Genomic DNA, 25,603 nt, shown 5'->3' with positions numbered 1-25,603 from the left:
GCGCGGCGCCCGCCGGGCACAATCTGGGGCCTACAGCCCCCACATTGCATGCGAATCCACGAACTGAAACGACGACTCCGGGAAGCCGGCGCGGGCCCCAGCCACGAGCAGCGGATCCTGCGGCTGTGGTCCCATGCGCTGCCGCGCAACAGCGGCAGGCGCCTGCCGGCGAGCTTTTTCCCGTCGTCGCTGATGGAAGCCCTGCCGTCCATCGAAGCCGAGCTTGAGGGGCTGGCGCGCATCCATGCAGTCCACCCGGGTGCCGACGGTTCCGAGCGGCTGCTGGTGGCGCTCGCGGACGGCCAGACCGTCGAAAGCGTGCTGCTGCCGCGCGACGGCCTATGCGTTTCCTCGCAGGTCGGTTGCGCCGTCGGGTGCCAGTTCTGCATGACGGGCCGCGACGGCCTGCTGCGGCAAGTGGGCAGCGCCGAGATCATTGCCCAGGTGGCGCTTGCGCGAATGCGCCGGCCGGTGCGCAAGGTGGTGTTCATGGGCATGGGCGAGCCGGCCCACAACCTCGACAACGTGCTGGAAGCCATCGAGTTGCTCGGCACCGTGGGCAACGTGGGCCACAAGAACCTGGTGTTTTCCACTGTCGGCGATCCACGCGTGTTCGAGCGGCTGCTCCAGGAGCGCGTCAGGCCCGCGCTGGCGCTTTCGCTGCACACCACCAAGGCAGAGTTGCGCAGGAAGCTGCTTCCGCGCGCGCCGAACATGACGCCCGAAGAACTGGTCGCCGAAGGCGAACGCTATGCGCGGGCCACCGGCTACCCGATCCAGTACCAGTGGACGCTGCTCGAAGGCGTGAACGACGGGCAGGACGAGATCGATGGCATCGTGCGGCTGCTTTCGGGCAAGTACTGCGTGCTGAACATGATTCCCTTCAACGCGGTCGACGGCGTGGCCTTCAGCCGGCCGTCGTGGGAACGCTGCGAGCAGATGGCCCGCACGCTGCACGAGCGCGGCATCCTGACCAAGCTGCGCAATTCTGCGGGGCAGGACGTCGACGGCGGTTGCGGCCAGCTGAGGGCGCGCGCCGCCGAAGTGGCCGAAGTGCGGGTCGCGATGCCGACAAGAGCCGCGAACCGCAAATAGCCGCCGGCGCTGGCGTCCTCCACGAAGTCTCCCAGATTGGCCGCGATCATCGCGCTGCCCGTTTGATTCCTCCGACGGGCACCTCCCTCCACAGGCCCTTTGCGAGATGGGGGCCATTCAGCCCGCCTTCGTGCGGGCTGCTTTTTTTGGGGTTCAGGCATCCGCCACCGCGTAGGGCGTGAACCGGCTTTCGTTCTCGTTCACGTCCAGCGCCCGCCCGATGAACGGAAACGCCCGCTGCGGGCAGGCCACGCGCTCGCACACCTTGCAGCCCATGCCGATAGGGGTGGGCACGTCCTGGTCGGTCAGGTCCAGGCCCTTGGCGTAGATCAGCCGCGGCGCATGGCGGATGTCGCATCCCAGGCCGATGGCGAAGGTCTTGCTGGGCGAGTCGAAGCCGCGCTGCCCGTGCGACACCGTGCGCGCAACCCAGAGGTAGGTGCGCCCGTCGGGCATGCGCGCGAGTTGCCGCAGCACGCGCCCGGGTTGCGCGAAGGCTTCGTACACGTTCCACAGCGGGCAGGTGCCGCCAGTCTTTGAAAAGTGGAAGTGCGTGGCCGACTGCCGCTTTGAGATGTTGCCGGCGCGGTCCACGCGAATGAAGAAGAACGGCACGCCGGGTGCGCCAGGCCGCTGCATGGCGCTCAGGCGGTGGCAGATGGTCTCGAAGCCGACGCCGAAGCGGCGCGCCAGCAGGTCGATGTCGTAGCGGAGGGTTTCCGCGGCCTTCAGGAAAAGTCCGTAGGGCAGCAGCACGGCACTGGCGAAGTAGTTCGCCAGCCCGATGCGGGCCAGCGCATGCGTCGGGGCGTCGTTGAAGTTGGCGCTCTCCAGCAGCGACTCGATCAGCTTCGTCTGCTCCAGCAATGCCAATTGGGTCGCCAGCTGGAACGACTGCTGGCCGGGCTCCAGGCTGCCCGACAGGCGCAGCACGCGGCTGGCGGGGTCGTAGCGGCGCTGGCTGTCCATGGCGTCGTCGTCCGTGGGCACCACGCGCACGCCGTGTTGATTCATGAGCCGCGACTGCAGCCATTCGGACAGCGAGCCGCCGTGGCCGCGCGCTTCGTCCGCGAGCTTTTCCGCCAGCAGGTCCAGTTCCTCGAAGTGGTTCTGGTGCGCGAAGAAGAAATCGCGCACCGCCTCGAAAGGCATGGGGCGTGCATTCGTCAGTTCGCCTCGGCCGTCGCCGAGTTCGTTGGCCATGATCTCCAGGCGCTCCATGGCTTCCTGGTGGCGACGGTGCAGCGCGAGCAGCGCGCGCGCCACCGCGGGCATCTGCGAGGCCACTTCGCGCAGCTCGGGCAGGGCGACGGCTTCTCCGCCGGGGTTGTCGGCCAGCGCGTCGCGCATGCTCGAGACGAGGCGGGCTTCCTCGTCTTCCGAGAACTGCTGCACGTCGACGCCGAGCGTGCGGCTGATCCTGAGCAGCACGGCCACGGTCAGCGGCCGCTGGTTCTGCTCCAGCTGGTTGAGGTAGCTGGGCGACAGGCCGAGCGCCTGGGCAAGCGCCACCTGCGTCATTCCGCGTTCGGCGCGCAGCTTGCGCAACCGCACGCCCATGAATGTCTTGCTCATGGTGAGGTTCCTTCGGAATGCGCGCCGTTTTGCGAAAGCTGCGTATTCGCAAAATTTGCAAAAAAGGGGTTTCTCATTCGCAATGATTGGCTAATTCAGGCCTTCATTATGGGTGTGCATTTGCGTAAATTGCGAAGCATGACAAACCAGGACACGGCGCTCGAACTCACCGAAATCGTGTTCCCGGAGCACGCCAACCACTACGGCACGCTGTTCGGCGGCAACGCCCTGATGCTGATGTCCAAGGCGGCCTTCCTGGCGGCACGGGCCTTCGCGCAGGCCGACGTGGTCATGGCCGGCTGCGGCGACGCGCAGTTCCTGGCACCCGTGCCGGTCGGCAGCGTGCTGCGGCTGCGCGCATGGGTCAGCCGGCAGGGCCGCAGTTCGCTCACGGTCAGCGTCGCCGGCACCTTCGAGCAACTGGGGCAGGCGCCGCGCGAGGCGCTGCGCTCCTTTTTCGAGATGGTCGTCGTCGACAAGAGCGGACGGCCCAGGCGCATACCCGGGACACACCTGAATCCAGTAAAGGAAGAAGCATGAACGACATCGCAACCCCCGCCGCCCCCGGCTTCAAGCCCAAGAAATCCGTGGCCCTGTCCGGCGTGACCGCCGGCAACACCGCGCTGTGCACGGTCGGGCGTACCGGCAACGACCTGCACTACCGCGGCTACGACATCCTCGACATCGCGCAGGTCTGCGAGTTCGAGGAAATTGCCCACCTGCTTGTGCACGGCAAGCTGCCCACGGCCGCGGAACTGCGCGCCTACAAGGCGAAGCTCAAGTCGATGCGCGGCCTGCCCGCGAGCCTGAAGGAAGCGCTGGAGCAACTGCCCGCCGGCGCCCACCCGATGGACGTGATGCGCACCGGCGTCTCGTCGCTGGGCTGCATGCTCCCCGAGAAGGAAGACCACAACCTGCCCGGCGCGCGCGACATCGCCGACCGGCTGATGGCTTCGCTGGGTTCGATGCTGCTGTACTGGTACCACTGGTCGACGCAGGGCAAGCGCATCGACGTGGAAACCGACGACGACTCGATCGGCGCGCACTTCCTGCACCTGCTGCACGGCCGCAAGCCCTCGGCGAGCTGGGAGCGGGCGATGCACACATCGCTCAATCTCTACGCCGAGCACGAGTTCAACGCCTCCACCTTCACCGCGCGCGTGGTGGCCGGCACCGGCTCCGACATGTACTCGGCCATCACCGGCGCCATCGGTGCGCTGCGCGGGCCCAAGCATGGCGGCGCCAACGAGGTGGCCTTCGAGATCCAGAAGCGCTACGACTCGCCCGACGAGGCCGAGGCCGACATCCGCCGCCGCGTGGAGGCCAGGGAAGTGGTGATCGGCTTCGGCCACCCGGTCTACACCGTGAGCGACCCGCGCAACGTGGTCATCAAGGGCGTGGCGAAGTCGCTGTCGGAAGAAGCCGGCTCGACCAAGATGTTCGACATTGCCGAGCGCCTGGAGAGCGTGATGTGGGAGGTCAAGAAGATGTTCCCCAACCTCGACTGGTTCAGTGCCGTGAGCTACCACATGATGGGCGTGCCCACGGCGATGTTCACGCCGCTGTTCGTCATCGCGCGCACCTCGGGGTGGGCCGCGCACATCATCGAGCAGCGCATCGACAACAAGATCATCCGGCCGAGCGCCAACTACACCGGGCCGGAAGACCTGAAGTTCGCGCCGATCCAGGATCGGAAGTAAAAAGAGAAGAAGAGACAAGAGAAGAAAGCGAGTCCGCACGCGTTGTGCGGGCCCGAGCGCCGCCCCATGAACATCCAATACCGCAAGAACCTCCCCGGCACTTCGCTGGACTATTTCGACGCACGCGAAGCCGTCGAGGCCATCCGCCCGGGCGCCTGGGCCACGCTGCCATACACCTCGCGCGTACATGCCGAGAACCTCGTGCGCCGGTGCGACCCGGCCATCCTCCGGCAAAGCCTGACGCAGATCGTCGATGGAAAGAGGGAACACGATTTCCCGTGGTTCCCGGCGCGCGTGGTGTGCCACGACATCCTCGGGCAGACCGCGCTGGTCGACCTGGCCGGGCTGCGAGATGCCATTGCACAGCAGGGCGGCGATCCGGCCCAGGTGAACCCGGTGGTGCCGGTGCAACTCATCGTCGACCATTCGCTGGCGGTGGAGTGCGGCGGCTTCGACCCCGATGCCTTCGAGAAGAACCGCGCCATAGAGGACCGGCGCAACGAAGACCGCTTCCACTTCATCGAATGGACGAAGCGTGCCTTCAAGAACATGGAGGTGATCCCGCCGGGGAACGGGATCATGCATCAGATCAACCTGGAGCGGATGTCGCCCGTGGTGCATGCGCAGGACGGCGTGGCCTTTCCCGACACGCTGGTCGGCACCGACAGCCACACGCCGCACGTCGACGCGCTGGGCGTGATCGCCATCGGCGTGGGCGGGCTGGAGGCCGAGAACGTGATGCTGGGCCGCGCCTCGTGGATGCGCCTGCCCGTCATCGTCGGCGTGAAGCTCTCGGGCCGGCCGCAGCCGGGCATCACCGCCACCGACGTGGTGCTGGCGCTGACCGAGTTCCTGCGCAAGTCGAAGGTGGTGGGGGCGTACCTCGAGTTCCACGGCGAGGGCGCCTCGAGCCTCACGCTCGGCGACCGCGCGACCATCTCGAACATGGCGCCCGAATACGGCGCCACGGCGGCCATGTTCGCCATCGACCAGCAGACCATCGACTACCTGCGCCTCACCGGCCGAGCCGACGAGCAGGTGCGGCTTGTCGAGACCTACGCCAGGCACACCGGCCTGTTGGCCGATGCGCTGAAAGACGCGCAGTACGAGCGCGTGCTGCAGTTCGACCTTTCCACGGTCGTGCGCAACATGGCCGGCCCGTCGAACCCGCATGCGCGCGTGGCCACCACCGATCTCGCGGCCCGCGGCATCGCCGCGCCGTGGAAAGACGAGCCGGGCCGCATGCCCGACGGCGCCGTGATCATTGCGGCCATCACCAGCTGCACCAACACCAGCAACCCGCGCAACGTGATCGCCGCCGGCCTGCTGGCGCGCAACGCCAACCGCGTCGGCCTCACGCGCAAGCCCTGGGTCAAGTCGTCGCTGGCGCCCGGCTCCAAGGCCGTGACGCTGTACCTGCAGGAAGCGGGCCTCATGGGCGAGCTGGAAAAGCTCGGCTTCGGCGTGGTGGCCTATGCCTGCACCTCGTGCAACGGCATGTCGGGCGCGCTGGACCCCGTCATCCAGCAGGAGATCGTCGAGCGCGACCTGTATGCGACGGCAGTGCTCTCGGGCAACCGCAACTTCGACGGCCGCATCCACCCGTATGCGAAGCAGGCGTTCCTTGCCTCGCCGCCGCTGGTGGTGGCCTACGCCATTGCCGGCACGGTGCGCTTCGACATCGAGAAAGATGTGCTGACCGTGATCGACGGCAAGGAGATCCGCCTGAAGGACATCTGGCCCGCCGACGAGGAAATCGACGCCATCGTGAAGTCGAGCGTCAAGCCCGAGCACTTCCGCCAGGTGTACGAGCCGATGTTCGCCATCCAGCCCGACACCGGCGAGAAGGTGACGCCGCTGTACGACTGGCGCGCCGCGTCCACCTACATCCGCCGACCGCCGTACTGGGAAGGCGCGCTGGCCGGCGAACGCACGCTCAGTGGCATGCGTCCGCTGGCGGTGCTGCCGGACAACATCACCACCGACCACCTGTCGCCGTCCAACGCGATCATGATGGACAGCGCGGCCGGAGAGTACCTGCACAGGATGGGCCTGCCGGAGGAAGACTTCAATTCCTACGCCACCCACCGCGGCGACCACCTCACCGCGCAGCGCGCCACCTTCGCCAATCCCACGCTCAGGAACGAGATGGTGCGCAATGCCGACGGCACGGTGAAGGCCGGCTCGCTGGCGCGCGTGGAGCCGGAAGGGCAGGTCATGCGCATGTGGGAAGCCATCGAGACCTATATGCAGCGCAAGCAGCCGCTCATCATCGTGGCCGGGGCCGACTACGGCCAGGGCTCGTCGCGCGACTGGGCCGCCAAGGGCGTGCGGCTGGCGGGCGTTGAAGCCATCGCGGCGGAGGGCTTCGAGCGCATCCACCGCACCAACCTGATCGGCATGGGCGTGCTGCCGCTGGAGTTCAAGCCCGGCACCAACCGCCTGACGCTGGGCCTGGACGGCACCGAGACCTACGACGTGACAGGCGACCGCAAGCCGCGCGCCGACCTCGTGCTCGTCATCCACCGGCGCAACGGCGAGCGGCTCGAAGTGCCCATGACCTGCCGCCTCGACACCGCGGAGGAAGTGTCGATCTACGAAGCCGGCGGCGTGCTGCAGCGCTTCGCGCAGGACTTCCTGGCCTCTACCGTGGCTGCCTCCGCAGCCTCCTGAACCGACAATCGCACGCATCATGGCTTCCGCACCACAGATCAGGATTCCCGCCACCTACATGCGCGGCGGCACCAGCAAGGGCGTGTTCTTCCGCCTTCAAGACCTGCCCGAGGCGGCCCGGGTGCCCGGCAAGGCACGCGACGCACTGCTGCTGCGCGTCATCGGCAGCCCCGACCCCTACGGCAAGCAGATCGACGGCATGGGCGCCGCCACCTCGAGCACGAGCAAGACGGTCATCCTCTCGAAGAGCGAGCGGCCGGGCCACGACGTGGACTATCTGTTCGGCCAGGTGTCGATCGACCAGCCCTTCGTCGACTGGAGCGGCAACTGCGGCAACCTCTCGGCCGCCGTCGGCCCCTTCGCCATCAGCAACGGCCTGATCGACGCCGGCCGGGTTCCGCGCAACGGCGTGGCCGTGGTGCGCATCTGGCAGGCCAACATCGGCAAGACCATCGTGGCGCACGTGCCCATGACCGACGGCGCGGTGCAGGAAACCGGCGACTTCGAACTCGACGGCGTGACCTTCCCGGCGGCCGAAGTGCAGCTCGAATTCATGGACCCGGCGGCGGAAGAAGAGGGCGCGGGCGGTGCGATGTTTCCCACTGGCCAACTGGTCGACGAACTGGAGGTTCCAGGCGTCGGCACGCTGCGGGCAACGATGATCAACGCCGGCATCCCGACCATCTTCGTCGACGCCGAAGCCATCGGCTACACCGGCACCGAACTGCAGGACGCGATCAACGGCGACCCCGCCGCGCTCGCTAAGTTCGAGGCCATCCGTGCCCACGGCGCGGTGCGCATGGGCCTCATCAAGCACATCGACGAAGCGGCCGGCCGGCAGCACACGCCCAAGGTCGCGTTCGTGGCAAAGCCCGCCGGCTACACCGCCTCCAGCGGCAAGCAGGTGAGTGCGGGCGATGTCGACCTGCTGGTGCGCGCGCTGTCCATGGGCAAGCTGCACCACGCCATGATGGGCACTGCGGCCGTGGCCATCGGCACGGCCGCCGCCATTCCGGGCACGCTGGTGAACCTCGCGGCCGGCGGCGGCGAACGCGAGGCCGTGCGCTTCGGCCATCCTTCGGGCACCTTGCGCGTGGGGGCGCAGGCGAACAAGGTCGATGGCGAATGGCAAGTGACCAAGGCCGTCATGAGCCGCAGCGCCCGCGTGCTGATGGAAGGCTGGGTGCGCATACCCGGCGACGCCTCCTGATCTTTTTTCACCGACTCATACACAGGAAAAACCGATGTCGACTCGCAAGACCCTCCGATCCCTGGCCGAGGCGCGCCGCGGCGTGCTGGTGCCGGGTGCCTTCAACGCGCTGTCGGCGCGCGTGATCGAAGACCTGGGCTTCGAAGCCATCTATGTCACCGGCGCGGGCGTCACCAACATGTGGTTCGGCCTGCCCGACCAGGGCTTCATGGGCCTGCACGAAATCGCCGACCACACGGCGCGCATCCGCGACGCGGTGGGCCTGCCGCTGATCGTCGATGCCGACACCGGCTTCGGCAACGCGCTCAACGTGCGCCACACGGTGCGCGTGCTCGAGCGTGCCGGCGCCGACTGCATCCAGTTCGAGGACCAGGTCGCGCCCAAGCGCTGCGGTCATTTCTCGGGCAAGGACGTGATTTCCACCGAGGAAGCGGTGAACAAGATCAAGGCGGCCGTCGATGCGCGCACCGACCCCGACCTGCTCATCATGGCCCGCACCGATGCAGCCGCCACGCTGGGCTTCGAGGCCGCCATCGAGCGTGCGCAGAAGTTCAGCGAGGCCGGCGCCGACATCTTGTTCGTGGAGGCCGTGACCACGGCCGACGAAATCCGCTCGCTGCCGCAGCGGCTGAAGAAGCCGCAGCTGATGAACATGGTGATCGGCGGCAAGACGCCGATCTTCGGCGCCGAGGAACTGGCCGGCCTGGGCTACGGCATCGTGCTGTACGCGAACGCGGCGCTGCAGGGCGCGGTCGCCGGCATGCAGAAGGCGCTGACGGTGCTGCGCGAGACCAAGCGCGTGGACGAAGACCCGGCGCTGGTCGTGCCCTTCGCCGAGCGCCAGCGGCTGGTGCGCAAGCCCGAGCTAGACGCGCTCGAAAAGCGCTACGCAAGCTGAGGAAGCGGAGAGGAGTGACCACCTTCGAAGAAGGCGGGTCCATGACCTCCGTCTTCGTTTCGAAGGTAACGGGCGGTCGCCGGTCAGATGTGGCGCGTTTGGCCGACGCATCCCAGGCGACTGCATGTACGCACAGTGTGGGGATTCCACGTCGTCTTTTGCGTGGTCACGATGAGCGCTGCCTTGTGGACGCGGCAATAGACGGCTGAACAATGTCCGCAGCGGTGCCAGCCTTTGGTCGGCATGAGCAGGCCCACAGGAACCGCGTTGCAGATGCAGCACATCACGGGCACTTCGTCGAGAACGTCGACATGCGCGGTCTTCAGCGAGTTGAGCCCGATCACGGTCTCGGCCTGGCCTTCGTCCCACATCACGCTGCAACTGTGCAACACGCGGGTATTGGGTACGGTTTGAACGATGGTGCGTCGCATGGCGCCGCGGTATGCAAGCTCAATGCCGATGCCCATGTGGTGCCAGCTGTACCACTCGGCTGTCCTCATGTGCAGTGAGTAGGGGGCATTGGCCCAAGGGCCGACGGATACCGTCAGGCCGTTCTTGCGCGCGGCAATTCGCAGCATCGCTTCCTTGAACGTGGCTTGGGCTGCCAGGTTGCCTCCAGCCGCGGCAACCCAGTTGTTGCGCAGAAGCGTGAAATCCGCGCCCGAGCCCGGGTAGTTCGCGTCCACATTATTGATTCCGGCAACGGCGGGCGGCTCGACAAGGATGTTCATCGCGATGATGTCTTCCCAGATCGATACCGCGCTTTCCGGATCTGCAATGCGGCCGGTCCCCCCGGTCAGCGCCCAGTTCCAGCAAGCGTTGTCGTAGATATTGCCGGTGTGCGTTCCCGGTACGGCAAAGCCGGTGCGCTGCCTGGGCGTGGGGTGCACGGCGACCAGCGGGCGGGCATCCATCAGGTTGATGTAGCAGGCAAGTCGCAGGCGTTGATCCTGGTTGAGATTGGCCACGTCGGCTCCCGGGTTGGGGCCGGGCGCTGTGCCAAGCCATCGAGACCCATCATGCAAAATCCGGGGTCCTCATGCCTATCCCATGAAGCGGTTAAGCCGCTCGGCTTACTTGCGGCTCGCTGTCACCTTACATTGCCCTCAGATGCACCGTTTCATTTCTCTTTCCGTCCTCGTCCTGGCCGCGGCATTGGCCGCCGGGTGCGTCACCCGCACGGCGCCTCGCTACACCCCGCTCGGCAACGGCGTCTTCAAGTCGCCGACCGCGCGGGATGCCGAGAACTACTGCCGCAACTTCGGCGCACCGATGCGCTTCCTGGCCAACCAGGGTGCGGAAGACCCGGCCAAGCGCGTTTCCGAGGGCGAGGTCTTCTACCGCTGCGATTGAAGTAAAAAAGCCCGCGGTCTTCTCGACCACGGGCTCTTTCATGCCGGATGAATGGATGAGCGCAGCGCTCAGGCCTCCGGTGCCACGCTGCCCGGCAGTGCCGGTGCGCCAGTGGCGGTGCCTTCCTCTTCCTTTTCTTCCTTCTGGTGCCGCGCCGCGATGGCCAGGTACATCGCAGGCACCACGAACAGCGTGAACAGCGTGCCGATCGACAGCCCGCTGAAGATCACGATGCCCATCGCCTTGCGGCCGGCGGCGCCCGCGCCCGAGGCAATCACCAGCGGCAGCACGCCGAACACCATCGCGGCCGTGGTCATCAAGATCGGACGCAGCCGGGTGCCGGCCGCCTCGACGATGGCGTCCAGCTTGCTCAGGCCCTGCTTCTGCAGCCGGTTGGCCACTTCGACGATCAGGATGCCGTGCTTGCTGATGAGGCCCATCAGCGTCACCAGGCCCACCTGCGTGTAGATGTTCATCGAGGCGAAGCCCCAGAAGATGAAGATCATGGCGCCGAAGAGCGCGAGCGGCACCGACACCAGGATCACCACCGGGTCGCGGAAGCTCTCGAACTGCGCCGACAGCGCCAGGAACACGATGATCAGCGCGAACACGAAGGTGATGGCGAAGTTGCCCGACTCCTGCACGAACTGGCGCGACTGGCCCGAGTAGTCCACCGAATAGCCGCTGGGCGCCAGCTGCTGCACCACGCCGCGCAGGTACTCCAGCGTCTCGCCCTGGGTGCCGCTGGGCACGCCCTGGATGGTCACCGAGTTGAGCTGCTGGAAGTGGTTGACCGTCTCCGGCTGCACCGAGTACTTCAGGCTCGCCACGGTGCTCGCGGGCACCACGCCGTTGGGCGTCTTGATGTAGAAGTTGAGCACGTCCGACGGGTTGAGCCGGTCGACCTGCTGCACCTGCGGAATCACCTTGTACGAGCGTCCCGAGATCGAGAAGTAGTTGACGTAGCCGCCGCCCAGCGCCGCGCCCATGGCGTTGCCAACGTCCTGCTGGGTGATGCCCAGAGTGGCGATCTTGTCGCGGTCGACCACCACGGTGGCCTGCGGCAGGTCGATCTTCAGGTCGGCGTCGATGTAGTAGAACTTGCCGTCGGCGCGCGCCTTGTCCATGACCTGCTGCGCGAGGGTGTTCAGGTTCTCGAAGGGCTCGGTCGTCTTGATGACGAACTGCACCGGCAGGCCCGAGGCGCCCGGCAGCGCCGGGAACTGGAAGGCCACCACCTTGGCGCCGGCAATGCCGTTCCAGCGCTTCTGCAGGTCGGTCTGGATGTCGTGCGCGCTGCGGGTGCGCTCGTCCCAGGGCTTGAGCAGCACGCCGGCAATGCCCGCGTTGGTGCTGGGCACGCCGGTCAGCTGGAACAGCTGCGCGTACTCGGGCGTGTCGTGCGCGACCTTGAAGATCTGGTCCGCGTACGTCTGCATCTGGTTGATGGTGGCCGTGGGCGCGCCCACCACCTGCGACAGCACGATGCCCTGGTCTTCCTCGGGTGCAAGCTCCGACTTCGACATCTTGAACATCACGAACAGCAGCGCCACCAGGATCACGCCCATGACGATCATCACCGGCCAGGTCTTGAGCACGCTGCGCAGGATGAGCTGGTAGCGGTGGTGCACGCGCTCGAAGATGTGCTCGATCTTCATCGCGAACTTGCCGCTGTCCTGCTCGGGCTTGAAGAAGCGCGAGCACATCATCGGCGACAGCGTGAGCGCCACGATGCCCGACACCACCACCGAGCCCGCGAGCGTGAATGCGAATTCGGTGAAGAGCGATCCGGTCAGCCCGCCCTGGAAGCCGATGGGCACGTACACCGCCACCAGCACCACAGTCATGGCAAGAATGGGCCCGCCCAGCTCCCGCGCCGCGAGCAGCGAGGCCTGCATGGGCGACTTGCCCTCCCGCATGTGTCGGTCGACGTTCTCCACCACGATGATCGCGTCGTCCACCACCAGCCCGATCGCCAGCACCAGCGCCAGCAGCGTGAGCAGATTGATGGAGTAGCCCAGCACCAGCATGATGAAGAAGGTGCCGATGAGCGACAGCGGCATTGCAATGACGGGCACCACCACCGCGCGGAAGCTGCCCAGGAACAGGTAGATCACCACCGTCACGATCACCAGCGCCTCGACCAGCGTCTTGATCACTTCGCTGATGGAGGTGTTGATGAAGTCGGTCGAGTCATAGACGATCTTGCCGGTCAGCCCGGAGGGCAGCTGCGACTGCAGGTCGGGGAACACGGTGCGCACCTGCTTGGCCACGTCCAGGATGTTGGCCTCGGGCGCTACCTTGATGCCGATGAACACCGAGCGCACGCCGTTGAACGCGACGTTGAAGTCGTAGTTCTCCGAGCCCAGCGTCACGTTGGCCACGTCCTGCAGCCGCACGATGGCGCCGTTGCTGCTCTTGATGGACAGCTGCTTGAACTCGTCCACGCTGTGCAGCGAGGTGCCGGCCGTCAGCGGCACGCTCACCATCTGGCCCTTGCTCTGGCCGACGGCGGCCAGGTAGTTGTTGGCGGAGAGCGCCGCGCTCACGTCGGTGGCGGTCACGCCGAAGGCGGCCATCTTCTGCGCGTCCAGCCAGGCGCGCAGCGCGAAGGTGCGCGCACCCAGGATTTCCGCGGTCTGCACGCCCGGAATGGCGTTCAGCTTGGGCTGCACCACGCGAACCAGGAAGTCGGTCACGTTGTTGTTGGGCAGCGTGTCGCTGTAGAAGCCGATGTACATCGCGTCGGTCGTCTGGCCCGTGGCCACCGTGAGCACCGGCTGCTGCGCCTGCGGCGGCAGCTGGTTGCGCACGGAGTTGACCTGCGTGTTGATCTCGGTCAGCGCGCGGTTGGAGTCGTAGTTCAGCCGCAGCGTGGCGGTGATGGTCGACACGCCCAGGCTGCTCGAGGACGACAGGTAGTCGATGCCCTGCGCCTGCGACACGGCGGCTTCGAGCGGCTGCGTGATGAAGCCCGCGACCGTGGCCGCGTCCGCGCCGTAGTAGGCGGTGCTGATGGTGACCACGCCGTTCTCGGTCTTGGGGTACTGGTTGACGGGCAGGCCCGCCAGCGCACGCAGCCCCAGCACCACGATCAGCAGGCTCACCACCATCGCCAGCACCGGCCGGCGGATGAAGATGTCGGTGAAGTTCATGCGCGGGGCCTCACTTTTCCTGCGGCGTCGGCGCCGGGTCGTTGGATGGCTTGACGCTGTTGTCCACCGTGACCGGCGTGCCGTTCTTCAGCTTGTTCTGGCCGCTGCTCACCACCACCTGGCCGGCTTGCAGCCCCTTGACGATGGCGATCTGGTCGCCGCGCGTCGGGCCGGTTTCAATGAAGATCTGCTGGGCCACGAGCTGGGGCTTGCCGGAGGCGTCGGTGGCGGGCGCCGGTGCCGGCGTGCCGGGCGTACCTGGTGCACCGGCCTTGGGCGGATCGGCCGGCTTCACCACGTACACGGTCGAGCCGTAGGGGTTGTAGGTCACGGCGGTGGAGGGCAGCGTCAGGTATTCCTGCATGCCGCCGATGTCGATCTTCACGTTCGCGAACATGCCCGGCAGCAGCACCTGCTTGGGGTTGGCGATGGTGGCCTGCACCTGCACGTTGCGCGTGGCGGCGTCCACCTTGGGGCTGATCGCGTTGATCTTGCCGCTGAAGGTCTGGCCCGGGAAGGTGTCGACCGTGAGGTTCACCACCTGGCCGACCGCGAGCCCTGCGAGCTGCTGCTGCGGCAGCGTGAAGTCGACGTAGATCGGGTCGAGCGTCTGCAGCGTGACCAGCTTGTCGCCGGCGTTCACGTACTGGCCGGGATTGAGCGCGCTGATGCCCAGTCTGCCCGCGAAGGGCGCGCGGATGGACTTCTTGGCCACGATGGCGGCCTGCTGCTCGACCTGCGCGCGCTTGGCCTTCAGGTCGTTGGTGTCGGCGTCGATCTGCGCCTGGCTCACGGCCTGCACCGCGAGCTGCGCCTGGTCGCGCTTGAGCACGGTGGCGGCCTGCGCGGCGGCGGCTTCGGCGGAGTGCAGCAGGGCGATGTCGGAGTCGGCGTTGAGCTCGACCAGCAGCGCGCCGGCCTTCACGTCCTGGCCCGACTTGAAGTGCACGGTGCGCACCAGGCCCGCGACTTCAGTGCTCAGGTCGGCGCCGCGCACCGGGTTGAGCGTGCCGACGGCGGTGAACTGCGACTGCCACTGCAGCTTCTGCACTTCGGCGGTCGACACGGTCTGCGGACCCGGCTTGGGCACGGCCGCAATCAGCGCGCGGATCTGCAGGAACTTGCCGAGCGCCAGCGCGGCGACCAGCAGCAGCACGCAGCCGATCATGATGATCATTCTCCGGGTCATGGGTAGGCTTCTCTTCGAGTTATGGATGAGGGGTTGGGGCGCGGTGGCAAGGGAGTGTGGTGCCGCCGCGGGGGCGATGGGGTCAGTTCCGGACCGGGGCCGCGGTTGCCGCAGCGGCAGCGGGCGTGGCGGGCACGGTCGGCGCCAGGGTCGCGTTGGCCAGCTCGGCACGGTTCCACCAGCCGCCGCCGAGCGCCTGGAAGAGCGCGGCGGTGTCGGCATAGCGCGCGGCCTGCGCCTGCACCAGCGCGGTGTGCGTCTGCAGCCAGGCCTGCTGCGCGGTGAGCAGCGTGACGTAGCTCACGGCGCCGGCGCGGAACTGCGCGGTCGACAGGTCGAGCGACTGCCTGGCGAGCGATTCGGCCGCGGCCTGGTTCTGCAGCGCGACGGCGTCGAGCTCCAGCGCGCGCAGCGCATCGGCCACGTTCTGGAAGGCGCCGAGCACGGTATTGCGGTACTGCGCCGCCGCCGAGTCGTAGGCCGCGACCGCGGCGCGTTGCTGCGCCCGCAATGCGCCGCCGTTGAAGATCGGCTGCGTGAGCCCGGCGCCGATGTTCCACAGCGTGGTCGGGCCGGTGAACAGGTCGCGCGCGCGCAGCGCGTTATTGCCGTAGCTGGCGCTCAACTGGATCTGCGGATAGAGATTGGCGGTGGCCACGCCGACGGCCGCGCTGGCCTGGTGCAGCTGCGCCTCGCTGGCGCGCACGTCGGGCCGCTGGCGTGCGAGTTCGGAGGGAAGCGACAGCGGCAGCGCCTGCGGCAGCGAGAGGCTGGCGAGGTCGAACTCGGGCAGCCCCGCCTCGGACGGCAGCCGGCCGGCGAACACCGCGAGCTGGTGGCGGGTTTGCGCCAGCGCCTTCTCGATGGGCGGAAGGGTGGCCTGCGTCTGCGCCACCTGCGTGCGCTGCTGCAGCACGATCGACTTGGGGATCGCGCCGGTGTCGAACTGCTTTTCGATCACGTTGAGCTGCGCGGTCTGCGCCTGCAGCACTTCGCGCGTGGCCTGCAGCTGTGCGCGCAGCGAGGCTTCGCGGATGGCGGTGGTCACCAGGTTGGAGGTGAGCGTGAGGTACACCGCCTCGACCTGGTAGCGCTGCGTGTCGACGGCGGCCTGTGCGCCCTCGATCTGGCGGCGCGTGCCGCCGAACACGTCGAGGTTGTAGGAGACGTTGACGCTGGCGTTGTACAGCGTGAGCAACTGGCCGCCGGGCACCTGGCTGGTGATTTCGGAAGCGCGCTCGCGTTGCACGCCGAGCTGGGCCGATACCTGGGGCCACAGGTTGCCCGTTTTGGCTTCGTAGGTAGCTTCGGCCTGCCGCAGCGCGGCCTGGGCCGACGCGAGCGTGGGGCTCTGGGCCAGCGAGGCGCGGATCAGCTGGTCGAGCGGCTCGGAGCGGAACACGTCCCACCACTGGGCGGGAATGTCGCGGCCGGCCACCAGCTCCTGTGCCTGTCCGGCCGGGCCGTCGGCCTGGACCGTGCGCGAGGGAACCGGCGCGGGCGTGTAGTCAGGCCCCTGGGCGGCGGCGGGCAGCTCCGGGGTCTTGAAGTCCGGGCCGACCGCGCAGGCGCTCAGCAGCAAGGCGGTGCCGAGCACGGCACCTTGAACGGGCCACCCCGCGAGGCGGCGCACGGAGACCGCGCGCGGCTTGATGGGGTGATCCTCCGACGCTTTGTTTTCTTGATTTGGCATGGGGCAGCGGTTGTACACCCGGAAACGCCGGGAGACCTGACTCTTTCGTGAATCTCGCAGCAATCGCTTCATGCCGCGAGGCCGGCGCGACGAAATTGGTATTACACGGCGCGAAATGCTTCGCAGCGGTGTCAAGTGCGGACGGGCTCGGCCGGCTTTTTTATCCCGCCGGCCGAATCTGTTGTGCACATGGCGCCGTACTGATCGCAGCCGCCGCGATTTTCACGGGGGTCCATTCAACAACCTGGAGCATTTCCATGCAACGCAAACTTCATCGTCTCGCAGCCGTCACTCTCGCCTTCGCCATGTCCGCCGGTGCCGTTTCGGCCATCGCGGCTTCGGTCATGGTGGGCGGTGCGCCGATGCTGCCGACCAAGGACATCATCGACAACGCCGTCAATTCGAAGGACCACACCACGCTGGTGGCCGCCGTCAAGGCCGCGGGCCTGGTCGACACGCTCAAGGGCCCGGGCCCGTTCACCGTGTTCGCTCCCACCAACGCGGCCTTCGCCGCCTTGCCGGCCGGCACCGTCGACACCCTGCTCAAGCCCGAGAACAAGGACGCGCTGACCGGCGTGCTGACGTATCACGTGGTGTCGGGCAAGCTCGACGCGGCCGAGCTGAAGAAGGAAATCAAGGCCGGCAAGGGTTCCGCCGAGCTGAAGACCGTGGCCGGTGGCGTGCTCGTGGCCAAGGAAAAGGGCGGCAAGATCATGATCACCGACGAAAAGGGCGGTACCGCCACGGTGACGATCCCCAACGTCTACCAGTCGAACGGCGTGATCCACGTGGTCAACAAGGTGCTTCTGCCCAAGTAAGGCGGCCCGGGAGAAGAATTAGCCTGGAATTAGCTTTGAGCGAGGTCAGGTTGCAAGCAGGTTCGCAAGCGATATTCAAGTTTCTCCCTGTGGCCTGCAATCCTCTGATCCTCCCTCCTCCAGCAGGTCACCTTGAAGCCCGCCTTCGTGCGGGCTTTTTTTTGCCCGCCGCTCGCGCAGTCAGTCTTCGTCTTCCCACTTGCCGATGACGGTGCCCAGCACGGTGAAAGCGGTGCGTATGGGCTCGTGCTTCGGGTTCAGCGGCAGCAGCCAGCGACGGCCGTCTTCTTCCTTGTAGACCTTGCAGGTGACTTCGCCGCTGTCTTCCAGCCTGGCAATGACGCGCTCGCCGTCGGCCGGCGTCCGCAGCTGGGTGTCGACGAAGACGATCGACCCTGTGGGATAGCTCTTGAGGTGGCCGCTGGCCGCGGTCATGCTGTCGCCGCGCATGCGCAGCGCGTAGGTTTGGAGGCTGTGGTGGGCAATGCACGGAATCCACCGCTCGGCCCGGGGCTGGTCTGACACTTCGCGGCTGTCCCAGCGCGCGGCGTCCGGCCACTCGATGAGCGGCACGGTCTGCGGCGTGCGCGGGTTGTACGAAGGGCCGGCGGGCGGCGTGCGGGTCACGCGGTAGGGGCCGGGCGGCTCGTCGGCGCGGTCGCGCGCGGGGCGGACCTGGTCTTCGTCCCAGGGCGCGGGGCCGTCGCCGGTGTCGAGCCAGTTCGGGTCGGCACGGTAGGCGCGCGCCAGAGCGAGCACGCTCATCGAACGGCTGGTGTCGCCGCGCTCGATCTTCGAAATGCTCGATTGCTTGACGCCCGACACGGCTTCCGCCTGCTTCTGCGTCATCTTCGCGAATTTGCGCGCTGCGAGGGCGCGGCTGGCAATGCTCTCCATGCGCGGGGATTTAAGCTCAAATGAATATTCGGCGTGGACTCTAGAATATGAAAAACAGGGAGGAAATTGCCGTGAAACCACGCGAGTTGGTACAGGCGCTGAGAGCCATGGGGCTCACGCAGAAGCAGATCGAGGCGAGGACCGGAATCCCGCAGCCCACCGTCAGCAAGATCGGATTGGGGCGGGTGCGCGATGTGATGTCGCGCCACTACCTGGCGCTGCTGAACGTCTACGAACAGGAAGTGACGGGCCAGGTCGTGCAGCCGGCCCGGGTCTACACGCCGCGCAAGCGGGCCGGCGAGTGAAGCGGTGCGCCGCCTTTCGTTGCCGTCGGGGCTGTGCCTCGACCGCATGTTGTGCGTGCTGCTGGCGTTGCTGTCGGCCGCGTCGCTGATCTACGGGCTGTGCGCCGCGAGGCCGGCCTTCGCGGGCGCGGGCGTGTTCGGCCTGGCCGGAGCGCTGCAGGTGGCGCTGGTGTTGCTGGACGACGATGCGCTCAGGCGCTCGCGTGCGGTTCGGGCGGCGCTAAGGCGAGAGTGGCGCTGACGCGCACGCAGTCCTTGATGTGCTGCTCGCCCAGCGCGCGCAGCGCGGCATAGCCGAGGGCGGCCGAAACGATCTGCCCGGCAATGGGAACGTATTTGGTCGCCTGCTTGGCGGTCAGGCGCACGCCCGCATGCTTGGCCAGCCGGATCAGCAGGTCGCGCGTGACCAGCCGCCCCACCAGCAGGGCGCCCACCGTGGTGGCTGCCTTCTGGATGCGCTCGCGCTGGTGCGGCGCGAGCCGTTCAACCTGGGTGACCGACAGGCCGAACTCGGCGCTGATCTGCGGCACCAGCCGCGAGAGCAGCGCCGCGTCGGCCATCCAGTCGACGCCGGGCAGGGGCACGGCGCTGGCCGCGGCCGCCATGAGGGCCTTGCGGCCGATCAGGCGGCGCGCGCGGTGCACGGCGGCGACGAGCTTCTCGTCGCCTTGGGCCAGTTCGATGGCAGACGGCATCCAGTGCCCCTTTCAGGTTCCAGGTTCAGGCCGCGAGCGCTTCGAGCTGGTCCGACAGGGCCAGCCAGCGCTCCTCGAGACGGCCGATTTCGTCGTTCAGGGCCTTCAGCCGCTTGCCGGCTTCGGCAATCTCGGCGGAAGGCAGCGGCTGGCTCATGCGGGCCTCGAGCGCGGCGCGTTCGGTGCCGGCGGCGGCCAGGCGCTCGTCGATCTGGGCGATCTCGCGCTTGATCGGCTTGGCCTGGTCGCTGCGCTGCTGGCGCTCCTGCGCGTCCTGCTTGCGCTGCTGCGGCGCGGCGGGGGCGGCCACCGGTGCAGCGGCTGCGGCAGCCGCGGCCGAGACGGCCTCGCGCGTGGCGACCTTGGCCTCTTCGCGCAGGCGCTTGGCTTCGTCGAGCAGGTAGCGCTGGTAGTCGTCCAGGTCGCCGTCGAAATCGCCGACCACGCCGCGGCCGACCAGCCAGAACTCGTCGCACACCGAGCGCAGCAGCGCACGGTCGTGGCTCACCAGCATCAGCGTGCCTTCGAACTCGTTCAGCGCCACGGCCAGGGCCTCGCGGGTGGCCAGGTCCAGGTGGTTGGTGGGTTCGTCCAGCAGCAGCAGGTTGGGGCGCTGCCACACCATCATCGCGAGCACGAGGCGGGCTTTTTCGCCGCCGCTCATGGTGCCCACGGGCTGCTTGACCATGTCGCCGCTGAAGTTGAAGCTGCCCAGGAAGCCGCGCAGGGCCTGCTCCCCCGTGGCTTCCTTGGCATTGCTGCCGAGCTCGCGCGCCATGCGCACCATGTGCTCGAGCGGGGTGTCCTGCGGGCGCAGCACGTCGAGTTCCTGCTGCGCGAAGTAGCCGATGTTCAGGCCCTTGCCCTCGGTGACCTGGCCGGCCAGCGCGCCCATTTCGCGCGCGATGGTCTTCACCAGCGTCGACTTGCCCTGGCCGTTGGCGCCCAGGATGCCGATGCGCTGCCCGGCCAGCACCGAGCGGCTCACGCCGCGCAGGATGGTCTTGGGCTCTTCGTTCTCGATCTCATAGCCGAAGCTCGCGTTGGTGATCGACAGCATCGGGTTGGGAATGTTGCCGGGCTCCTTGAACTCGAAGGTGAAGTCGGCTTCGGCCAGCAGCGGCGCCACGCGCTCCATGCGCTCCAGCGCCTTGACCCGGCTCTGCGCCTGCTTGGCCTTGCTGGCCTTGGCCTTGAAGCGGTCGATGAACTTCTGCAGGTGGGCGATCTTGTCCTGCTGCTTGACGAAGGCCTGCTGCTGCTGCTCCATCTGCAGCGCGCGCATGTCCTCGAACTTGCTGTAGTTGCCGCCGTAGCGCGTGAGCTGGGCGTTGGCGATGTGCAGGGTGACGTCGGTCACGGCGTCGAGGAACTCGCGGTCGTGGCTGATGACGATCATGGTGCCGGGGTACTTCTGCAGCCAGGCTTCGAGCCAGACCAGGGCGTCCAGGTCCAGGTGATTGGTGGGTTCGTCGAGCAGCAGCAGGTCGCTCGGGCACATCAGCGCGCGGGCCAGCTGCAGGCGCATGCGCCAGCCGCCCGAGAAGCTGTTGACAGGCTCGTCGACCTCGTGCGCCTTGAAGCCCAGGCCCAGGATGAGCGCCTGCGCGCGCGGCACGGCGTCGTGCTCGCCGGCGTCGGCCAGGTCGGTGTAGGCGTGAGCCAGCTGCATGCCGATGTCGGCGTCGTCAGGGTTCTCGGCGTAGGCGGCCTCGATGGTGGCCAGCGCCTCGCGCAACTCGGTGAGGCGGGTGTCGCCGCCGACCACGAAGTCGGTGGCCGACTCGTCCGTCTCGGGCATGTTCTGCGCCACCTGGGCCATGCGCCACTGCTTGGGCACGTAAAAGTCGCCGCCGTCTTCGTGCAGCGTGCCGTTGAGCAGAGCGAACAGCGTCGACTTTCCGGCGCCGTTGCGACCCACCAGGCCGACCTTTTCACCAGGGTTGAGGGTGACGGTGGCGCCGTCGAGCAGGACCTTGGCGCTGCGGCGAAGAATGACGTTTTTGAGAGTAATCATGAAAAAGAACCGTAGAGGCGATTATCCCGCCCGGCCCCTTCGGCTCGGCGAAAAGGGGCATAGGCGCGGGGGAATCGCCCGTTAAATGGGGATTCGCAGCCAGTTGCTGCGAGAAAGCGGCTGAAGAGGCGTGGTCTGGCGCAGCTAACGCACGCCGGCACCGGCCCTCATGGCGCGGTGAGCGACGCCAGGGCCGCGCGGGTCACGAGCAGCACCTGGTCTTCGCCTGCCGAGGTTTCGAGCCACACCACCTCAAGCTGCGGGAATGCCGCCTCGAAGTAGTCGCGCTCGTTGCCGATTTCCAGCACCAGCACCGCCTGTTCGCTCATGCGCGAAGGCGCGTCGGCGAACAGCTGGCGCACGAAATCCATGCCGTCGGTGCCGCCGGCCAGGGCCAGTTCGGGCTCGGCGCGGTATTCGGCGGGCAGCGCGGCCATGCTCGCGCTGTTGACGTAGGGCGGGTTGCACAGCACCAGGTCGTAGGGGCCGGGCAGGTTCTTCAGGCCGTCCGATTCGATCAGCGTGACGCGTGCATCCAGCTGGTGGCGGGTGACGTTGATGGCCGCCACCTCGAGCGCCGGGGTCGACAGGTCGGCCGCGTCCACGGTCACGTCCGGATAGGTGAGGGCCGCCAGCACGGCCAGGCTGCCGTTGCCGGTGCACAGGTCGAGCACGCGCTGCGTGTGCTCGCCCAGCCAGTAGTCGATGCTGCCGTCGGCAATCAGCTCGGCGATGAAGCTGCGCGGCACGATGGCGCGCTCGTCCACGTAGAAAGGCACGCCCTGCAGCCATGCTTCTTTCGTCAGGTAGGCGGCGGGCTTGCGGCTGGCGATGCGCTCGTCGATCAGCGCGGCCACCTTTGCTGCGTCGGCGGGCGACACGGGTGTGTCGGCCACGGCGTCGATGTCGTCCAGCGGCAGCTTCAGCCGCCAAAGCACCAGCCAGGCAGCTTCGTCGAAGGCGTTGGCTGTGCCGTGGCCGAAAGCCACGCCAGCGGCTTCGAGCTGCCCGGCGCCGGATTCGATGAGCTCGATGACGGTGCTCATGCGGCAAGCGCAGCATTGAGCTGCTTCAGCGTGCGCAGGTAGATGTTCTTCAGCGTCTCGATCTCTGCCACGTCGATGTGCTCGTCGATCTTGTGGATGCTGGCGTTCACCGGGCCGAGTTCGACCACCTGCTTGCAGATCTTGGCGATGAAGCGCGCGTCGCTGGTGCCGCCGCTGGTCGACAGTTCGGTCTCGATGCCGGTCTCGTCGCGGATGGCGCCTTGCACGGCGGTGACGAGTTCGCCCGGCGTGGTCAGGAATGGCAGGCCGCCAATGGTCCAGGCCAGGGTGTAGTCGACCTGGTGCGCATCGAGCACTGCGTGTACGCGCTGCTGCAGCGACTCGGGCGTGGATTCGGTCGAGAAGCGGAAGTTGAAGTCGATCACCGCGCTGCCCGGGATCACGTTGCTCGCGCCGGTGCCCGAGTGGAAATTGCTGATCTGCCAGCTGGTCGGCTGGAAGTAGGGGTTGCTCGCGGCGTCCCAGCCGCCGGCGGCGTTGATGGCCACCAGTTCGGCCAGCGCGGGGGCCACGGCATGCACCGGGTTCTTCGCCAGGTGCGGGTAGGCGATGTGGCCCTGCACGCCCTTGACCGTGAGCTTGCCGCTCATGGTGCCGCGGCGGCCGTTCTTGATCATGTCGCCGCAGCGTTCCACGGCCGTGGGCTCGCCGACGATGCAGTAGTCGATGACCTCGCCGCGCGCGGCCAGCGCGTTGCAGACGACGACCGTACCGTCGACGCCGGGGCCTTCTTCATCGCTGGTGAGCAGCAGGGCCAGGGTGAGGCGGGGCTGCGGCACGGCCTGCAGGAATTCTTCGATCGAGGTGACGAACGCGGCTACCGAGGTCTTCATGTCGCAGGCGCCGCGGCCATAGAGCTTGCCGTCGCGGTGCGTGGGCGTGAACGGGTGGCTGGTCCATTGCTCGACGGGGCCGGTGGGCACCACGTCGGTGTGGCCGGCGAACACCAGCGTCTTTGTAGCGTCGGCGGCATTGGCCGGGCGGCGCACGGCCCACAGGTTGGTCACGCGGAAGTCTGCGGGGCCGCTCTCGATGGTCTCCAGCGTGAATCCCAGTTGCGCCAGCCGCTCGCCGAGGATCTGCTGGCAGCCCGCGTCGTCGGGAGTGACCGAGGGACGCGAGATGAGTTGTTCGGCGAGCTGGAGGGTGCGGGACATGTCGGAAGGAGTGGCTCTGGAAACTAGAAGCGGACGTCGAGCGTGATGTCCGTGAAGGTGGGCTCGTCGACCTGGTCGGTCAGGCTGCGGTCGTCGGCCATCGCCTTGGGCGCGGCGCGGTTCTGCAGGCGCCACAGCAGGTTGGTGGGCGAGTCGGCCTGGGCCAGGCCTTCTTCGCGGGTCACGCGCTCTTCGGTGATGAGCCGGGCGATGTCTTCCTCGAAGGTCTGCGAGCCCTCGGCCATCGACTTCTCCATGGCTTCCTTGACGCCGGAGAAGTCGCCTTTTTCGATGAGTTCGGCCACCAGCGCGGTGTTGAGCATGACCTCGACAGCGGGCACGCGGCTGCCGGCCTGGGTGCGCAGCAGGCGCTGCGACACCACGGCGCGCAGCGCGCCGCCCAGGTCGCCCAGCAGCGTGGCGCGCACCTCGACGGGGTAGAAGCCCAGGATGCGGTTCAGCGCGCGGTAGCTGTTGTTGGCGTGCAGCGTGGCCACGCACAGGTGGCCCGACTGCGCATAGGCAATGGCGGCCGTCATGGTTTCGCGGTCGCGGATTTCGCCGATCTGGATCACGTCGGGCGCCTGGCGCAGCGCGTTCTTCAGCGCGACATGCAGCGAGGCGGTGTCGCTGCCCACGTCGCGCTGGTTCACCACCGACTTCTTGTTGGTGAAGGTGAATTCGATCGGCTCTTCGACCGTGATGATGTGGCCGCTGGCGTTCTCGTTGCGGTAGTCCAGCATCGAGGCCAGCGTGGTGGTCTTGCCAGCGCCCGTGGCGCCCACCATCAGGATCAGCCCGCGCCGTTCCATGATGAGCGTCTTCAGGATGTCTGGCAGGTTCAGGTCGGCAAAGCGCGGAATGGTGTGGCTGATGTAGCGCACCACCACCGCATAGGAGCCGCGCTGGCGCATGGCGCTGATACGGTAGTTGCCGGTGCCCTCCAGGGCCAGCGCCATGTTGAGTTCGCCGGTGCTCTCCAGTTCCTGGATGCGCTCGGGGGGCGCCACCTCGGCCAGCAGCGCCAGCGGCGCCGAGGCCGGCAGCACCTGCGCGTTGATGGGCACGCAGTTGCCGTTGATGCGGATCAGCACCGGGGAGTGGGCCGACAGATAGATATCGGAGGCCCTGCGCTCGGCCATCAGGCGAAGAATTCGCTCCATCATGTTCATCGGTCTCTCTCCTCGGGTGCTGTTGTTCTCTCAGGCGGAAAGGCGCGTGCTCCGGGGGAGCGATCAGTCTCGCAGCAGGTCGTTCAGGCTGGTCTTGGAGCGCGTCTGCGCGTCGACCGTCTTGACGATGATCGCGGCGTAGGTGCTGTAGTCCTGGCCCGACTTGGTCTTCTTGGGCAGGTTGCCGCTGATGACCACGCTGCCGCTCGGCACGCGGCCGTAGGAGATTTCGCCGGTGTCGCGGTTGAAGATGGGGGTGCTCTGGCCGATGTACACGCCCATGCCGAGCACCGAGTTTTCTTCGACGATCACGCCTTCGACCACTTCGGAGCGCGCGCCGATGAAGCAGTTGTCCTCGATGATGGTCGGGTTGGCTTGCAGGGGCTCGAGCACGCCGCCCAGGCCCACGCCGCCCGACAGGTGCACGTTGGCACCGACCTGCGCGCACGAACCCACGGTGGCCCAGGTGTCGACCATGGTGCCTTCGCCCACGTAGGCGCCGATGTTCACGTACGAGGGCATCAGGATCGCGCCCTTGGCGATGTAGCTGCCGCGGCGGGCCACGGCCGGCGGCACGATGCGCACGCCCGATTCCTTCAGCTCGCTGGCCGACAGGTGCGAGAACTTGGTCGGCACCTTGTCGTAGAAGCCGAGCGAGCCGGCCTGGATCTGCTCGTTGTCCTTCAGGCGGAACGAGAGCAGCACGGCCTTCTTGATCCACTGGTGCACGGTCCACCGGCCCACGCCTTCGCGGGTGGCCACGCGCAGCTTGCCGTTGTTGAGTTCGGTGATGACGTGATCGACGGCGTCGCGCACTTCGGCCGACGAGGCGGAGGGCGAGATGTTGGCGCGGTCTTCCCACGCGGCGTCGATGATTTGTTGCAGTTGCTGGGTCATGGAGAAGGTCTCGTGTGAAAAATGGGAGCCGGGGCGC

22 protein-coding genes are annotated in these 25,603 nt (G+C 67.3%); 10 read left to right on the top strand and 12 right to left on the bottom strand.

Features of this window, described 5'->3' with window-relative positions; genetic code table 11:
• Nucleotides 1–48 precede the first annotated feature (48 nt).
• The gene (locus tag ACWV14_RS18420; protein WP_454902968.1) at nt 49–1,095 is read left to right on the top strand and encodes an RNA methyltransferase; all 1,047 of its coding nucleotides are present in this window, start codon (nt 49–51) and stop codon (nt 1,093–1,095) included.
• Between the two features lie 153 nt (nt 1,096–1,248).
• Here the strand turns inward: ACWV14_RS18420 and ACWV14_RS18415 are convergent, their stop codons facing one another.
• Nucleotides 1,249–2,670: a short-chain fatty acyl-CoA regulator family protein gene (locus ACWV14_RS18415; protein WP_454902967.1), complete on the bottom strand. Its 1,422-nt coding sequence runs from the start codon at nt 2,668–2,670 to the stop codon at nt 1,249–1,251.
• A 138-nt stretch (nt 2,671–2,808) separates the two neighbouring features.
• Between ACWV14_RS18415 and ACWV14_RS18410 the strand changes: the two genes are divergently transcribed.
• The 5 genes from ACWV14_RS18410 (at nt 2,809) to ACWV14_RS18390 (ending at nt 9,151) form a co-directional block, all read left to right on the top strand.
• Nucleotides 2,809–3,210 (top strand): acyl-CoA thioesterase, encoded by a 402-nt coding sequence (locus tag ACWV14_RS18410; protein WP_454902966.1) that lies wholly within the window; start codon nt 2,809–2,811, stop codon nt 3,208–3,210.
• Nucleotides 3,207–4,370: a bifunctional 2-methylcitrate synthase/citrate synthase gene (prpC, locus tag ACWV14_RS18405; RefSeq protein WP_454902965.1), complete on the top strand. Its 1,164-nt coding sequence runs from the start codon at nt 3,207–3,209 to the stop codon at nt 4,368–4,370. The genes ACWV14_RS18410 and prpC overlap by 4 nt, the downstream gene beginning before the upstream one ends.
• Nucleotides 4,371–4,436: 66 nt before the next feature.
• Nucleotides 4,437–7,043 (top strand): Fe/S-dependent 2-methylisocitrate dehydratase AcnD, encoded by a 2,607-nt coding sequence (gene acnD, locus ACWV14_RS18400; protein ID WP_454902964.1) that lies wholly within the window; start codon nt 4,437–4,439, stop codon nt 7,041–7,043.
• A 19-nt stretch (nt 7,044–7,062) separates the two neighbouring features.
• Nucleotides 7,063–8,253 (top strand): 2-methylaconitate cis-trans isomerase PrpF, encoded by a 1,191-nt coding sequence (gene prpF / locus ACWV14_RS18395; RefSeq protein WP_454902963.1) that lies wholly within the window; start codon nt 7,063–7,065, stop codon nt 8,251–8,253.
• Nucleotides 8,254–8,287: 34 nt separating this feature from the next.
• Nucleotides 8,288–9,151 (top strand): isocitrate lyase/PEP mutase family protein, encoded by an 864-nt coding sequence (locus ACWV14_RS18390; protein ID WP_454902962.1) that lies wholly within the window; start codon nt 8,288–8,290, stop codon nt 9,149–9,151.
• Between the two features lie 83 nt (nt 9,152–9,234).
• Here ACWV14_RS18390 and ACWV14_RS18385 read toward each other — a convergent pair whose 3' ends face one another.
• Entirely contained in the window at nt 9,235–10,119 is an 885-nt protein-coding gene (locus ACWV14_RS18385; protein ID WP_454902961.1) for a hypothetical protein, read from the bottom strand.
• 142 nt (nt 10,120–10,261) lie between these two features.
• Here ACWV14_RS18385 and ACWV14_RS18380 point away from each other — a divergent pair, with 142 nt between their 5' ends.
• Nucleotides 10,262–10,504: a hypothetical protein gene (locus ACWV14_RS18380; RefSeq protein ID WP_454902960.1), complete on the top strand. Its 243-nt coding sequence runs from the start codon at nt 10,262–10,264 to the stop codon at nt 10,502–10,504.
• A 68-nt stretch (nt 10,505–10,572) separates the two neighbouring features.
• Here ACWV14_RS18380 and ACWV14_RS18375 read toward each other — a convergent pair whose 3' ends face one another.
• The 3 genes from ACWV14_RS18375 to ACWV14_RS18365 form a co-directional block, all read right to left on the bottom strand.
• Complete coding sequence (locus tag ACWV14_RS18375; RefSeq protein WP_422086879.1) at nt 10,573–13,659, bottom strand: efflux RND transporter permease subunit; 3,087 nt, start codon at nt 13,657–13,659, stop codon at nt 10,573–10,575.
• A 10-nt stretch (nt 13,660–13,669) separates the two neighbouring features.
• Nucleotides 13,670–14,848, bottom strand: coding sequence for an efflux RND transporter periplasmic adaptor subunit (locus ACWV14_RS18370; protein ID WP_454902959.1), 1,179 nt, complete (start codon nt 14,846–14,848; stop codon nt 13,670–13,672).
• An 82-nt stretch (nt 14,849–14,930) separates the two neighbouring features.
• Nucleotides 14,931–16,541, bottom strand: a complete 1,611-nt coding sequence (locus ACWV14_RS18365) for an efflux transporter outer membrane subunit (protein ID WP_454902958.1) — start codon at nt 16,539–16,541, stop codon at nt 14,931–14,933.
• A 257-nt stretch (nt 16,542–16,798) separates the two neighbouring features.
• Here ACWV14_RS18365 and ACWV14_RS18360 point away from each other — a divergent pair, with 257 nt between their 5' ends.
• A complete protein-coding gene (locus ACWV14_RS18360; RefSeq protein ID WP_081270516.1) occupies nt 16,799–17,359 on the top strand; it encodes a fasciclin domain-containing protein in 561 nt (186 codons plus the stop codon).
• A 180-nt stretch (nt 17,360–17,539) separates the two neighbouring features.
• On the opposite strand, the gene ACWV14_RS18355 is transcribed toward ACWV14_RS18360, so the two are convergent.
• On the bottom strand, nt 17,540–18,256 hold the full coding sequence (locus ACWV14_RS18355) for a helix-turn-helix domain-containing protein (protein WP_454902957.1): 717 nt from the start codon (nt 18,254–18,256) through the stop codon (nt 17,540–17,542).
• Nucleotides 18,257–18,327: 71 nt separating this feature from the next.
• On the opposite strand from ACWV14_RS18355, the gene ACWV14_RS18350 reads away from it, so the two are divergent.
• Nucleotides 18,328–18,561, top strand: coding sequence for a helix-turn-helix domain-containing protein (locus tag ACWV14_RS18350; RefSeq protein WP_422086875.1), 234 nt, complete (start codon nt 18,328–18,330; stop codon nt 18,559–18,561).
• Between the two features lie 4 nt (nt 18,562–18,565).
• Complete coding sequence (locus tag ACWV14_RS18345; RefSeq protein ID WP_422086874.1) at nt 18,566–18,802, top strand: hypothetical protein; 237 nt, start codon at nt 18,566–18,568, stop codon at nt 18,800–18,802.
• Here the strand turns inward: ACWV14_RS18345 and ACWV14_RS18340 are convergent.
• The 6 genes from ACWV14_RS18340 to dapD all read right to left on the bottom strand — a co-directional run bounded on the left by ACWV14_RS18340 (nt 18,753) and on the right by dapD (nt 25,566).
• The gene (locus ACWV14_RS18340; RefSeq protein WP_422086873.1) at nt 18,753–19,256 is read right to left on the bottom strand and encodes a hypothetical protein; all 504 of its coding nucleotides are present in this window, start codon (nt 19,254–19,256) and stop codon (nt 18,753–18,755) included. The genes ACWV14_RS18345 and ACWV14_RS18340 overlap by 50 nt on opposite strands.
• Before the next feature lie 25 nt (nt 19,257–19,281).
• Nucleotides 19,282–21,273 (bottom strand): ABC-F family ATP-binding cassette domain-containing protein, encoded by a 1,992-nt coding sequence (locus ACWV14_RS18335; protein ID WP_106934630.1) that lies wholly within the window; start codon nt 21,271–21,273, stop codon nt 19,282–19,284.
• Nucleotides 21,274–21,440: 167 nt separating this feature from the next.
• Nucleotides 21,441–22,319 carry a 50S ribosomal protein L3 N(5)-glutamine methyltransferase gene (gene prmB, locus ACWV14_RS18330; protein ID WP_454902956.1) on the bottom strand — a complete coding sequence of 293 codons (879 nt, stop codon included), beginning with the start codon at nt 22,317–22,319 and terminating at the stop codon, nt 21,441–21,443.
• On the bottom strand, nt 22,316–23,497 hold the full coding sequence (dapE, locus tag ACWV14_RS18325) for a succinyl-diaminopimelate desuccinylase (protein ID WP_454902955.1): 1,182 nt from the start codon (nt 23,495–23,497) through the stop codon (nt 22,316–22,318). The genes prmB and dapE overlap by 4 nt, the downstream gene beginning before the upstream one ends.
• 23 nt (nt 23,498–23,520) lie before the next feature.
• Nucleotides 23,521–24,669 carry a PilT/PilU family type 4a pilus ATPase gene (locus ACWV14_RS18320; RefSeq protein WP_454902954.1) on the bottom strand — a complete coding sequence of 383 codons (1,149 nt, stop codon included), beginning with the start codon at nt 24,667–24,669 and terminating at the stop codon, nt 23,521–23,523.
• Nucleotides 24,670–24,732: 63 nt separating this feature from the next.
• Nucleotides 24,733–25,566, bottom strand: a complete 834-nt coding sequence (dapD, locus tag ACWV14_RS18315; RefSeq protein ID WP_454902953.1) for a 2,3,4,5-tetrahydropyridine-2,6-dicarboxylate N-succinyltransferase — start codon at nt 25,564–25,566, stop codon at nt 24,733–24,735.
• Between the last annotated feature and the right edge of the window lie 37 nt (nt 25,567–25,603).

The organism is Variovorax durovernensis (assembly GCF_977011995.1).
This window is presented reverse-complemented; position numbering and strand designations above follow the sequence as displayed.

Excerpts from the sequence above, each read along its gene's own strand:
- ACWV14_RS18375 (WP_422086879.1), bottom strand. The coding sequence starts at position 13,659 with ATGAACTTCACCGACATCTTCATCCGCCGGCCGGTGCTGGCGATGGTG.
- dapD (WP_454902953.1), bottom strand. The coding sequence starts at position 25,566 with ATGACCCAGCAACTGCAACAAATCATCGACGCCGCGTGGGAAGACCGC.
- ACWV14_RS18340 (WP_422086873.1), bottom strand. The coding sequence starts at position 19,256 with ATGCCGTCTGCCATCGAACTGGCCCAAGGCGACGAGAAGCTCGTCGCC.
- ACWV14_RS18380 (WP_454902960.1), top strand. The coding sequence starts at position 10,262 with ATGCACCGTTTCATTTCTCTTTCCGTCCTCGTCCTGGCCGCGGCATTG.
- ACWV14_RS18420 (WP_454902968.1), top strand. The coding sequence starts at position 49 with ATGCGAATCCACGAACTGAAACGACGACTCCGGGAAGCCGGCGCGGGC.
- dapE (WP_454902955.1), bottom strand. The coding sequence starts at position 23,497 with ATGTCCCGCACCCTCCAGCTCGCCGAACAACTCATCTCGCGTCCCTCG.
- ACWV14_RS18390 (WP_454902962.1), top strand. The coding sequence starts at position 8,288 with ATGTCGACTCGCAAGACCCTCCGATCCCTGGCCGAGGCGCGCCGCGGC.
- ACWV14_RS18415 (WP_454902967.1), bottom strand. The coding sequence starts at position 2,670 with ATGAGCAAGACATTCATGGGCGTGCGGTTGCGCAAGCTGCGCGCCGAA.
- ACWV14_RS18335 (WP_106934630.1), bottom strand. The coding sequence starts at position 21,273 with ATGATTACTCTCAAAAACGTCATTCTTCGCCGCAGCGCCAAGGTCCTG.
- prpF (WP_454902963.1), top strand. The coding sequence starts at position 7,063 with ATGGCTTCCGCACCACAGATCAGGATTCCCGCCACCTACATGCGCGGC.
- ACWV14_RS18410 (WP_454902966.1), top strand. The coding sequence starts at position 2,809 with ATGACAAACCAGGACACGGCGCTCGAACTCACCGAAATCGTGTTCCCG.
- ACWV14_RS18365 (WP_454902958.1), bottom strand. The coding sequence starts at position 16,541 with ATGCCAAATCAAGAAAACAAAGCGTCGGAGGATCACCCCATCAAGCCG.
- ACWV14_RS18320 (WP_454902954.1), bottom strand. The coding sequence starts at position 24,669 with ATGAACATGATGGAGCGAATTCTTCGCCTGATGGCCGAGCGCAGGGCC.
- ACWV14_RS18360 (WP_081270516.1), top strand. The coding sequence starts at position 16,799 with ATGCAACGCAAACTTCATCGTCTCGCAGCCGTCACTCTCGCCTTCGCC.
- ACWV14_RS18355 (WP_454902957.1), bottom strand. The coding sequence starts at position 18,256 with ATGGAGAGCATTGCCAGCCGCGCCCTCGCAGCGCGCAAATTCGCGAAG.
- prmB (WP_454902956.1), bottom strand. The coding sequence starts at position 22,319 with ATGAGCACCGTCATCGAGCTCATCGAATCCGGCGCCGGGCAGCTCGAA.
- ACWV14_RS18370 (WP_454902959.1), bottom strand. The coding sequence starts at position 14,848 with ATGACCCGGAGAATGATCATCATGATCGGCTGCGTGCTGCTGCTGGTC.
- acnD (WP_454902964.1), top strand. The coding sequence starts at position 4,437 with ATGAACATCCAATACCGCAAGAACCTCCCCGGCACTTCGCTGGACTAT.
- prpC (WP_454902965.1), top strand. The coding sequence starts at position 3,207 with ATGAACGACATCGCAACCCCCGCCGCCCCCGGCTTCAAGCCCAAGAAA.